A 10,848-nucleotide genomic window follows, 5' to 3' on the forward strand; every position below is an offset into this window, starting at 1 on the left:
CGACACGTGACCCAACTCACCGAACTCGTCGCCAGTGTCAATGACGTCTACTGGTACGGCGTCATCGCACTGCTTCTCATAGCCGGCCTGTACTTCTCCATCACGACCCTGATCGTCCAGGTCCGGATGTTTCCGGAGATGCTGCGGACGATCGTGGAGAAGCCGTCCGACATCGAGCCGGACAAGAAAGGCATCTCCGCCTTCCGGGCGTTCACCATCTCCGCCGCGTCCAGGGTGGGCACGGGGAACATCGCTGGGGTGGCGATCGCCATCACCGTCGGCGGGCCGGGGGCGGTGTTCTGGATGTGGCTCATCGCGATCATCGGCGGAGCCACCGCGTTCGTCGAGTCCACCCTCGCGCAGCTATACAAGGTCAGGGGCAAGGACTCTTACATTGGCGGCCCCGCCTACTACATCCGCGACGGCCTCGGATGGAAGAAGATGGCCGTGGCCTTCGCCGTGATCATCACCGTGACCTACGGCTTCGTGTTCAACGCAGTCCAGGCCAATTCCATCTCCCAATCCGTGCGCAATCAGTTCGACCTCCAGGGCACCGGCGCGGGACTCGCGATCGGCGTGGGGCTCGCGATCGTGACGGGCCTCGTCATCTTCGGCGGCATTCGACGCCTGTCCGCGGTCACCGAGATCCTCGTCCCGGTCATGGCCGCCGCATACGTCGTCGTCGCTCTCATCGTCGTGGCCATCAACATCACCGAGGTGCCGGAGATGATCTCCCTCATCATCGGCCACGCCCTCGGCTTCCGCGAGGTCGCGGGAGCGGCGATCGGCGCCGCGATCATGCAGGGCATGCGCCGCGGACTGTTCTCCAACGAGGCCGGCATGGGTTCCGTCCCCAACGCCGCCGCCACCGCCTCGGTCTCCCACCCCGTCAAGCAGGGCCTAGTCCAAGCGCTCGGCGTCTACTTCGACACCCTCGTCGTGTGCTCGGCCACCGCATTCATCATCCTGCTGTCCAATCCTGAGTTCGGCGGAGAAAGGGAGGGCATTACCCTCACCCAGGACTCGCTTGCCTCGCAGGTGGGCGACTGGGGCGTGCCGTTCCTCATGGTGGTCATCTTCTTCCTGGCCTTCTCCTCGATCCTCGGCAACTCGTACTACGGCGAGGCGAACATCAACTTCCTCCGCGAGAGCCCCAAATCGATCAACGTGTTCCGCGCCCTCGTGCTGGTCGCGGTAGTCGGCGGCGCGCTCGGCTCCGTGGACCTCGTGTGGGGGCTTGCGGACCTGTTCATGGGCTTCATGGCCACCATCAACCTCATCGCGATCATCCCGCTCGGCGGACTCGCCGTGGCGTTGCTCGGGCACTACCTGCAGCAGAAGGCCCAGGGGCACAACCCGGTGTTCCACAGTGATGATCTACCGCAGGCCAAGAACGTCACGGCCTGGGACGGCAGCGATCCCATCACGCACCAGCACGTCGCCGACAACGCCCGCGAGGTCAAGGCCGAGGAATGATCAGCGGCGACATCGGGGCGGCCCGGCGTGCCGACGCCTACCGGCAATTCGCCGGGCTTCCCAAGGCGCACCTGCACGTGCACCTTGAGGCGGCAATGCGCGAGGCGACACTGCGACAGTGGTGCATGGAGGACGGAATCGAGGTGCCTCCGCTCGTCGACTACGTAGATTTCACGGCCTTCCTCGACGCATACGGACTGCTCATCGGCCTGCTGCGCACCCCGGCGCGCGTCGAGCGACTGCTGGACGAGGTGATCGCCGACGCCGCCGCGCAGGGCGTCGTGGCGCTGGAGTTCGCCTCGATCCCCGAGAAGTCCGTGGCGTTCGGGTCCGCCGAGGAGGCGCTCGAGTTCATACTGCCGGCGGCCGCCGACGCCGGGCGCCGTCACGGGGTGTGGACCGGTGCCATCGTCAGTATCGACCGCGGCGCCGGGCCCGACCACGCGCTCGACGCCGCCCGGCTGGCCGCGCGGTTCGCCGACCGCGGGGTGGTGGCGGTGGGTCTGGTCGCCGACGAACGGGACAGTCCGGTGGCAGCGGCCGCGAAGGCGTTCGCGATCGCCCGCGACGCCGGTCTCGGAGTGGTGCCCCACGCCGGTGAACTGGCTGGGCCCGACGAGGTGCGGTCCGCGATCGAACTGGGCGTCGACCGGATCCAGCACGGCGTCCGCGCGGTCGAGGACCCACGGGTTCTGGACCTGCTTGCCGAGCGCGGAATCTGCCTGGACGTCTGCCCCACCTCGAACGTCGTACTGGACGTATACCCGTCCCTGGAGGCGCATCCCCTTCCCGACCTGCTCGAGGTCGGGGTGCGCTGCTCACTCGGCGCCGACGACCCGTTGCTGTTCGGCGTGGACGTGGTCAACGAGTACGTCCACGCCCACGAGCGGATGGGCGTCTCGGCGGCCGTGCTCGTCGAGGTGGCGCGGGCGTCAATCGAGTCCTCGTTCGCGCCGGCCGAGGTCAAGCGCGACGCGCTGGCCCGCCTGGTCGAGGTCTAACCCGCGAGCTTTCAGGCGCCGCGGCGAATGCTGTCGGCGGCGAGGATCATCGGCACCTGGAGCGGGAGCCTGCCCCAGGCGATCACCTGGTACGGCCACACGGGCTTGCGCCGCCATGCGCGAACCATCTGCAGATTCCCCGGGAAGACGCCGATGAACAGCGCGGTCGCGGCCGCACCGCCCACCTTGCGGGTGCTGGGACAGGCCAGGAGCCCGGCGACCGCTAGCTCCACGACCCCCGAGCCGTAGGTCCACGCGCGTCGACTGCCCGGCAGTTCCGGCGGGATGAGCCCATCGAACGGCCGGGGTTGGACAAAATGCAGCGTCCCCATCGCGCCGAGGGCGGCGGGCATCGCCCAATAACGGGCTGCTCGGCCGAAGGTGCCTCTGCGGGCGGTGTCACGGGTGGTCACGTTACTCATCCCGCCGAGCCTACGGGTGCGACAGTGCGCTCACCGAACCTCGGGCAGGACCCGCTCACCGAGCAGCCGAAGCGACTGCCAGCCCGCCTCGATCGGCATCCCGCCACAGAGCGGGTGGTTTGTGATGAGGCCCAGGTCGCCGTCGCGCACGAGCCTGACGAGCTCGTCAGGGGTCGCCACCACGTAGACGCCCTCGTCGCGCAGCTCGTCGACCGTGCGCGCGTCGGAATGCACGAAGGAGTTGCGGGTGCCGCCGGCGGGGCCGGCGCCAGTCTGCCAGGCGCGGTACCCGAGAGCGTCGGCGAGGAGGTGATGACCGTGCCGAGCCCAGAACTCGTCGGGATCCTCGGCGCAGAACACCGTCGCGGGGCCGGAAACGGGTTCGACGACGAGGCCGGGCCGATGCCCGTGCGCAAGGCATTCCGCGCGGTACAGCGCGGTGAGCTCGGGATCGTCGACCTGCGGCTGGAAATGCATGCCGAGTCGCCCGGCTCGCCGAGCAGCCGCCCCACCACCGCCGAGGAAGATGAGGGGGTGGGGATCGGAGAACGGCCGCGGCGTGGGTGAGGATCGCGGTGATCCGTCCTCCGGGTCATCGCCGACCGGCTCGCCCCGCCAGGCGGCCAGGATGGTCTCCAGCTGGTCGTCGAGACGGGCGCCCCGGGTTCTCCACTCGCGTGAGTGCAGCGCGTACTCCACCGGGCGGTAACCGAGCCCGAAGGTGAAACTGACTCGGCCCGACGCGAGGTGGTCGAGCACGGAGATGTCCTCGGCGAGGCGGACCGGGTCGTAAAGCGGCGCGATCAAGGCCCACACCGTGATGGAGACGCTGCTGGTCACGGCAGCGACCGCCGATGCGGCGATGAGCGGAGACGGCAGGTATCCGTCCTCGGAAGCGTGGTGTTCGGAGAGGTTGACGGCGTCGTGGCCGGTCTCCTCCGCGTACCGGGCCATGTCGAGGGCCGCGCGGTAGCGGTCCCGGCGCTCCCCCGGCCCGGCGCCCGGCGCGCGAAAGTCGAACCGCGTGACAACGTAGACCATCAGAGTGCACCCACTACGCCCACGCCCAGGCCCAGCTCGGTGTACGCGGTGCCCCGCTCGTCGCGCTCCCACCAGGAGTCCCCGGCGGCGTCGGCACCGGCGGCTCCCACGCCCTGCTTGATGAGCTCGCGCTTGAGGATCTTGTTGGTCGCCGTGGTGGGCAGGTCCCCGGCGATGCGGACCCAGCGCGGCCACGCCTTGGGCGACAGGTCCCCCTGCGAGGCGAGAAACTGCTCGAACCCGGCGGGGTCCAGCTCGGAGTCGTGCCGGGGCACGATCGCCGCGGCGAGCTGATCCCCCACCCCGCGCGGATCGGGCAGGCCGTAGGCGGCGACCCGGGAGACCGCCGGGTTGCGAAGAATGATCTCCTCGACGATGCCGGTGGCCATGTTCTCGCCGTCGACGCGCAGCCAGTCCCCGCTGCGGCCGGCCATGTAGATGAAACCGTCCGCGTCGCGGTAGGCGAGGTCACCCGACCAGTACATCCCGTCCCTCATCCGATCGGATGTCGACGTGTCGTCGTTGTAATAGCCGGCGAAAAACCCCGCCCCCTCGGTGTTGACGAGTTCGCCCACACACTCGGCGAGGTTGGCCACGGCGCCGTCGTCGTCGTACTCCGCGCGCGGGCATTCCTCCCCGGTCACGGGGTCGTACACGGCGACCCCCGGGAATGGCACCCCGATCGACTCGAGCGGCGACTCCTCGGTCCGGATGATGATGATCGCCAGCTCGGTGGAGCCGTACGCGTCCCACACGCGGCAACCGAACCGCTCGGCGAACGCCGGGATGTCCTTGGCCGCGGCCTCGTTGCCGAACGCGGCACGCAGGGTGGTCTCGGCGTCGTCCGGGCGGGCCGGGGTGTCGAGGATGTAGGCCAGCGGCTTGCCCACATAGTTCATGTACGTCACGCCGTAGCGGCGGATGTCGTCGCCGAACCGCGTCGCGCTGAATCGGCGGGCCAGCGCCATGGTCGCGCCGGCCGCAATGGCCGGGGAGAAGCCACCCATGATGGCGTTGGAGTGGAACAGCGGCATCGACAGGTACACCACGTCGTCCGCGGTCAGGGTGAAGTTCTGCGCGAGGTTCTCGCCGGACATCGTCACGGTGAAGTTGCCGACCTGCACCGCCTTCGGGTCACCCGAGGTGCCCGAGGTGAAGATGAGCATGAACGGGTCCATGGCCTCGACCGCCGGCGGTTCCTGGGGCGCCGTCGACGACGCGACCATCGCCGCCCACTCGTCGGAGTCGGTGTCGATCACGCTCACCTGGCCGAGGTCTAATCCGTCGAGCAGCGGCCTCAGTTCGGCGTCGGTGAGGATGATCTGGCACTCCGCCTTGCGGATGTCGCGGGCCAGCCCCTCCCCACGTCGGGTCGCGTTGAGGCCGACGGTGACGTACCCGCCCGCCGCGCCGGCCGCCAACGCGTAGAGCATCTCCGGGGTGTTCTCCAGCAGCGTGCTCACGTGTTGCGGGCGCGCGGGGTCCAGCATCCCCGTGACGGCGCCGGCCCGTGCCTCGGCGCCGGCGAGGTAGTCGCGCCAGGTGATCGAGGTGTCGCCGTAGCGGATCGCGATGGAATCGGAGTCGGCGTGGCGGCGGAGTTGTTCGCGGACGGTGTCGGCCATGTACAGATTCCTTCACGAGGAGGGGTGTGATCCACACCATAGATGTGTGATCGGACACCCGTCTGTTAATGCGGTGGGCCGATCACGTCACTCCGGACATCATGAGTTCACCGGCTTCTCGTCATATCTGGGCGCACGCCCCTCCCGCCCCACGACGGCGCAACGCGATCACCACTACTGTGGCGAGCACCTGAATCACCCGAACCGATCAACCACACCTGACTCGACCCACGGGAGACCACACATGGACGTCGCCGCCGTAGCCGCCACCGCACCAGACGCACCACTGGAGAAGACCACCATCCGGCGACGAGACACCGGCCCGGCCGATGTCCTCATCGAGATCGAGTACGCCGGCATCTGTCACTCCGACATCCACCACGTGCGCGGCGAGTGGGGTCAGACCACCTACCCGGTGGCGCCCGGGCACGAGATCATCGGCATCGTCCGCGAGATCGGGTCCGAGGTCACCCGGCACGCGGTGGGCGACCGCGTGGGCGTCGGGTGCCTGGTCGGCGCCTGCCACGAGTGCGCCTCCTGCCAGGCCGGCCAGGAACAGGAGTGTGAGCGCGGGTCGGTCGCGACCTACGGCTCCCCGCTGCCCGAGGGCGACCCCGAGGGCCCGGTGACGAACGGCGGCTACTCGACCCACATCGTGGTCGAGGAGCCCATGGTGGTGTCGGTGCCGGACGGGCTCGACCCGGCCGCAGCGGCGCCGCTGCTGTGCGCGGGGATCACCATGTTCTCGCCGCTGCGGCAATGGAACGTCGGCCCCGGCAGCAAGGTCGCGGTGATCGGCATGGGCGGGCTCGGACACGTCGGGGTGAAGCTCGCCGTCGCGATGGGCGCCGAGGTGACGGTCCTGTCGCAGACCACCTCCAAGCGGGACGATTCGCTGCGGTACGGCGCCGTCGAGCACTACGCGACCGCCGGCGACGAGGGCAAAGCCACACTCCGCGAGCTCCGTGGCACCTTCGACGTCATCCTCAACACCGTCTCCGCGAGCCTGCCCCTGGACCGGTTCCTCGCCACGCTCAAGCCGCGCGGGGCGCTGGTCAACATCGGCATCCCGACCGAGCCGATGTCGGTACGGGCTGGGTCCGTCGCCGCCGGGCGCAGGATCCTGACCGGGTCCATGATCGGGGGGATCCCCGAGACCCAGGAGATGCTCGACTTCTGCGCCGAGCACGGGATCACGGCCGACATCGAGCTCATCTCCGCGGACAAGATCAATGAGGCATACGACCGCGTCGTGAGCTCGGACGTCCGGTACCGGTTCGTAATCGACGCCAAGACGTTCTAGGGAACGGCGTCAACGCCAGCCGAGGAACGTCATCCCGAACGCCATCACCGCCCAGACGATGGCGCAGAGGATGACGGTCTCCTTGGTGTACCCGTCGTTCCACGAACGGGCGAACAGTCGCTTGAACTCGAGCCATCGACCCGCCCAATAGCCGGTCTCGGGATCGAGAGCCGGGTGTTCGTACGGGCCCTCCCGGTTGCCGAGTGATTCACGTTGTCCGTCATCGTCCCGCGTCGCCATGTCACCCGTCCGAACGTTCATCGAATAGCTCTTCATACACTGCGTCGCCGGCTTTCTGCCCCAGGTAGGTCCCCACGGCAGCGCCTATCCCCGCTCCGATGAACGTGCCCACCGGCCCGAACATCGACCCTGCGACGGCGCCGGCCGCGGCACCACCGAGCATCCCGCCACCCAGCGCACCAGTGGTCTCCCATACTGCTTCACCAATCGAGGTCTCTCCCTCGGCGTGGGCTCTCACGCCGTCGTACACCGTGAGCCCGCTGCCGAGCGGCCCGGCGAATCTACCGAGTCCCCGCAACCCCGGTGCCGCGGCTCTGCCGAAGTCGTCCGGGGCCGGGTTGAGCTTGTGCCTCCCCCGCGTCAGTGGATCGAGGTCATCAGCGACGTCCGGGTAGCCCCGTGACGCGGCCCCCGTCATCGCGTCCACGCCGCGGCCCGGCCAAGCGTCGTCTGGGCCCGGAATCGGCGACCGGTCGACCTCAGGTGGGATCGCGGCGTTGAACCGGGCGGCGATCTGGTCGATCTCCCGTCCGTAGTGCTCATCTAGGGAGCGCACGGTGTCGACCGCGGAGCTGATCGCCTCCGCATGCTCATCGACTGTCGATTGCTCGATGTCGTCGCGACTCGACAATGGACGCACCGACGATTCGCTCACCTCGAGTCCGGCTGCCTCGGCATCGGCGATCCGATTTCTTACTGTCTGAACTGCTGGCCCCAGCGCAGCCTGCGAACTTCGGAGAGCATCAGCCAGATCCTCGAGTCCGTCAGCCAGCTTGCTGACGTGCGACTTCTCAAGTTCCACGGTGTCGAGGACGGCGTCAGCAGCTTCCCCGTCCCAGCCATCATCCAGCGCCGCCGCCCCGTCGACCAGGTACCTCCGGATGCCCTCCGACACCGAGCCCTGACGCCCGACCTCGCCGCCAGCGCCCGCCAATGCGGACACGTCCCAACGACGAATTTCGCCGACTGTATAGCTCACCGCCGGGCCACCGCCCCGAGCAGCGCCGCGAAGTCCTCGTCCTGCGCCTCGAGGAACCGGTGGGCCTGGGCGGCGAACTCCGCCAGCCCGCCCAGTCGACCCGAACTCCGGGCCGCGAACACCGCTGCCGCGCCGCAGGCCCGGTCCAGGGCCTGCTCGATTGCCGACCCACCTAGAAGTGCCGCCCCGACTTCCGTTGTGACGTGCGGGAACGTCACACCTGCCGCCTGATCCCCGGCAGTGCGGAACACCGAGACCGCACTCGCGATCTTCTCAGCATCTGCTCTGATCGTCCCGTCGGGCACGAGCCCTCCTCGTCGTCATTCCGGCCCATCGCCGGACCGCCACCTTCCGCCCTCACGATGTACGACGCGCACCCCACCCCAATCGGTTCCGCCGTGTCGTACACGTGGTGTCTACTCAGGGCGTGGAGGGACGGCCGGTTACACACCGTCCCCCGCTCGATCCGGTGGCGTCGCCCGACACCGGTATCTCTCCCCACGAGGAGTGCACCATGCCGCTTACCTGGACCCCCACCATCGACCGCGCGCTCGCGGTCGCTGCCCGCTGCCACGCTGGTCAGACCCGCAAGGACGACCCGACGCCCTACATCGCCCACCCGGTCGCCGTGGCGCTGATTGTCTCCGACTTCACCGACGACGAGGACGTGGCGGTCGCGGCGCTGCTCCACGACGTCTTGGAGGACGTACCCCCGTCCGTGTACTCGGCCGCGGATATGACCGCGGAATTCGGCGAGCGGGTCGCCGAACTTGTCCGCGGCGTCTCGGAGGAGAAGACCGCCGGCGAGGAGACCCCGCCGTGGCGGGTGCGCAAGGAGGGCTACCTCGCGCGCCTGGCCGAGGACTCACCCGACTGCCTGCTCATCTCGGCCGCCGACAAGATCCACAACCTCCGCTCGATGGTTTCCGCACACGACAAGCTGGGCGACGACATGTGGGCCATCTTCAACGCGGGGCCGGAGGAGAAGCTCTGGTTCTATCGCGCGATCGCCGACGCCGTGGCCGAACGACTCGGTGACTGTGCTGCCTCGCGGGAGCTCCGCCGGGCCGTGGACGACGTGGCCGCCCTCGCTCCGGTGGGGTGACACAGTGCGCGACCAGCTCTCCGGACCGGGCAGCGCTTCGCTGCGCCCGGCGGAAGATCCCTGGGCCGATTTCGAGAACACGCTCGCCGGACACCTCCGGAGGCCGGAGACATCCGGAGCGATGGAATTCAGCGCTCCGTCCGACGCGTGCGGTGGGCGCGGACGGTGCGTGGTCCAGCTCGCGCCGGAGGGCGGGACCGCGTGGGTGACCGTTCGTCACGCCGGGCACCCCCTCGTCGAGGAAATGGTCGAGCAGACCACTCCCACCGCTCCCGTCCCCATCGCCCGGGCGGTCGTCACCGCGTGCCGCGACCGGCTCGGGCTGCCTCATCCGCAACTGCTCACCCTGCGATGCCAGGGCACGGTCGGTCGCCACACCGGGGCGCTACGGCTGCTGCGCTCCGACTCCGTCCCCGTCGGCAATGATCCCGCCGATTACCCGAACGCCATCGATGTGGCGGTCGAGGTCGAGGACCACGAGGACGCCCGCGAGCGCGTCGAGGCGATCATCGAGAGGGTCACCGGACGACCCTGTGTGGTCGACGAGAGCGGCAGCCTCACCTTTGACCACGTCGGTCACCAGATTTCCGTCTCGTTCCCCGAGGACGAGCCGTACGCCCGCGTATGGGCGTGGGTCGTGCGGGGTGTCCGCTCCCGATCCGACGCCGCCCTCGAGGTGGCGCGGCTCAACCGCGATGACGATCAGACATCGTGGATCCTCGACGGCCGACACGTCCTGCGGCGGACCACGGTGCCGGTCGCCCCACTACTGCCCCGCCATGCCCAGGCCGCGCTCGAGCATTTCCTGTTCACGTTCGCCTCGACTCGGAACGGAATCGCCGCGAGACTCGGGCCCCGGTAAGGGGGCTGGAGCCGCCGGGGCACGGTCCTCTACCCCGTCCAGAAGACCGCCATCGGCTGGCTCGAGATGAGCTCACCGCCCTGATAGATCCGCATCCCCGATGAGTCGATCGAGTAAAGCACGTCATTGTTGGTCACCACCGCCGAGTCACCGGAGACGGCGGGGTCGTCGACCTCGACGCCGGCGCCGCCCGACGAGCCGCGGTAGTAATAACGGCCGTTGTCCGGGTTAATGCAGATCGAGAACGACGCCTGAGTCGTGCGACCGATCATCGCGGCGGGGTCACCGGCATTACACCTCGCCTGACGATTGTCGACCCATCCGGAGGAGTCCGCGCCAGCGGGATAACCCACCGTCCGGGGAGAGCGGGGCGCAGGTGCCTCGCGGGTGACGGTGACGGTCTCGCGTTCCGGCGCCGTGGAGTAGGCGGTCTCCGTCACCGGGGGCTGCGCCGGCATCGAGGACGACGACGAGGCAGCCCCCGCTTGACCAGACTCGCCGCCGGACACACCGCCCGGGCGTAGGAAGAGGTAGGCGATCGCACCGAGCAGGGCAATCGCCAGGATTGCCAGAACGGTGATGAGCGCGAGAACCGGGCCGGAGCTCCCGCGCTGCGGCTCGGATCGATACCCGGGCCCCTGCCATTCTTGCTGCGGTGGTTGCGATCCTGCTGCTCGGTTGTCCCAGCCGTACGACATAGGCGGTGTCCCCTCGTTTCGCGCTGCCCCGGGTGGGCCGGTCTGACAGGACGGTAGCAGCGCTGCCTGACACCGTCAGCAGCGATAAGAGACCGT

12 protein-coding genes are annotated in these 10,848 nt (G+C 68.9%); 5 read left to right on the forward strand and 7 right to left on the reverse strand.

The window, feature by feature from the left end:
* Positions 1-6: 6 nt before the first annotated feature.
* Both FQ137_RS02125 and add read left to right on the forward strand, forming a co-directional pair.
* The gene (locus tag FQ137_RS02125) at positions 7-1,476 is read left to right on the forward strand and encodes a sodium:alanine symporter family protein (RefSeq protein ID WP_149290920.1); all 1,470 of its coding nucleotides are present in this window, start codon (positions 7-9) and stop codon (positions 1,474-1,476) included.
* Positions 1,473-2,477 (forward strand): adenosine deaminase, encoded by a 1,005-nt coding sequence (add, locus tag FQ137_RS02130; protein ID WP_149290921.1) that lies wholly within the window; start codon positions 1,473-1,475, stop codon positions 2,475-2,477. The genes FQ137_RS02125 and add overlap by 4 nt, the downstream gene beginning before the upstream one ends.
* An 11-nt stretch (positions 2,478-2,488) precedes the next feature.
* Here add and FQ137_RS02135 read toward each other — a convergent pair whose 3' ends face one another.
* From FQ137_RS02135 to FQ137_RS02145, 3 genes are read right to left on the reverse strand one after another with little or no spacing between them, the layout of a single operon-like run.
* Positions 2,489-2,890 (reverse strand): hypothetical protein, encoded by a 402-nt coding sequence (locus tag FQ137_RS02135; RefSeq protein WP_370452373.1) that lies wholly within the window; start codon positions 2,888-2,890, stop codon positions 2,489-2,491.
* Positions 2,891-2,929: 39 nt separating this feature from the next.
* Positions 2,930-3,940 carry an LLM class flavin-dependent oxidoreductase gene (locus FQ137_RS02140; RefSeq protein ID WP_149290922.1) on the reverse strand — a complete coding sequence of 337 codons (1,011 nt, stop codon included), beginning with the start codon at positions 3,938-3,940 and terminating at the stop codon, positions 2,930-2,932.
* On the reverse strand, positions 3,940-5,565 hold the full coding sequence (locus FQ137_RS02145) for an AMP-binding protein (protein ID WP_149290923.1): 1,626 nt from the start codon (positions 5,563-5,565) through the stop codon (positions 3,940-3,942). The genes FQ137_RS02140 and FQ137_RS02145 overlap by 1 nt, the downstream gene beginning before the upstream one ends.
* A 244-nt stretch (positions 5,566-5,809) precedes the next feature.
* Between FQ137_RS02145 and FQ137_RS02150 the strand changes: the two genes are divergently transcribed.
* Positions 5,810-6,868: an NAD(P)-dependent alcohol dehydrogenase gene (locus FQ137_RS02150; RefSeq protein ID WP_149290924.1), complete on the forward strand. Its 1,059-nt coding sequence runs from the start codon at positions 5,810-5,812 to the stop codon at positions 6,866-6,868.
* Between the two features lie 9 nt (positions 6,869-6,877).
* Here FQ137_RS02150 and FQ137_RS02155 read toward each other — a convergent pair whose 3' ends face one another.
* Genes FQ137_RS02155 through FQ137_RS02165 form a run of 3 tightly spaced genes read right to left on the reverse strand, consistent with a single transcriptional unit; the run spans position 6,878 to position 8,392 of the window.
* Complete coding sequence (locus FQ137_RS02155) at positions 6,878-7,129, reverse strand: hypothetical protein (RefSeq protein WP_149290925.1); 252 nt, start codon at positions 7,127-7,129, stop codon at positions 6,878-6,880.
* Positions 7,110-8,087, reverse strand: coding sequence for a WXG100 family type VII secretion target (locus FQ137_RS02160; protein ID WP_255583404.1), 978 nt, complete (start codon positions 8,085-8,087; stop codon positions 7,110-7,112). Before FQ137_RS02160 ends, FQ137_RS02155 begins: the two co-directional genes overlap by 20 nt.
* Complete coding sequence (locus FQ137_RS02165) at positions 8,084-8,392, reverse strand: hypothetical protein (protein WP_149290926.1); 309 nt, start codon at positions 8,390-8,392, stop codon at positions 8,084-8,086. The genes FQ137_RS02160 and FQ137_RS02165 overlap by 4 nt, the downstream gene beginning before the upstream one ends.
* A gap of 209 nt (positions 8,393-8,601) precedes the next feature.
* On the opposite strand from FQ137_RS02165, the gene FQ137_RS02170 reads away from it, so the two are divergent.
* Both FQ137_RS02170 and FQ137_RS02175 read left to right on the forward strand, forming a co-directional pair.
* Entirely contained in the window at positions 8,602-9,192 is a 591-nt protein-coding gene (locus FQ137_RS02170; protein ID WP_149290927.1) for an HD domain-containing protein, read from the forward strand.
* A 121-nt stretch (positions 9,193-9,313) separates the two neighbouring features.
* Complete coding sequence (locus FQ137_RS02175) at positions 9,314-10,054, forward strand: hypothetical protein (RefSeq protein ID WP_255583408.1); 741 nt, start codon at positions 9,314-9,316, stop codon at positions 10,052-10,054.
* Positions 10,055-10,083: 29 nt separating this feature from the next.
* Here the strand turns inward: FQ137_RS02175 and FQ137_RS02180 are convergent, their stop codons facing one another.
* Positions 10,084-10,752 (reverse strand): transmembrane domain-containing protein, encoded by a 669-nt coding sequence (locus FQ137_RS02180; RefSeq protein WP_255583410.1) that lies wholly within the window; start codon positions 10,750-10,752, stop codon positions 10,084-10,086.
* Between the last annotated feature and the right edge of the window lie 96 nt (positions 10,753-10,848).

This window comes from Dietzia sp. ANT_WB102, from assembly GCF_008369165.1.
Taxonomy (GTDB): Bacteria; Actinomycetota; Actinomycetes; order Mycobacteriales; family Mycobacteriaceae; genus Dietzia.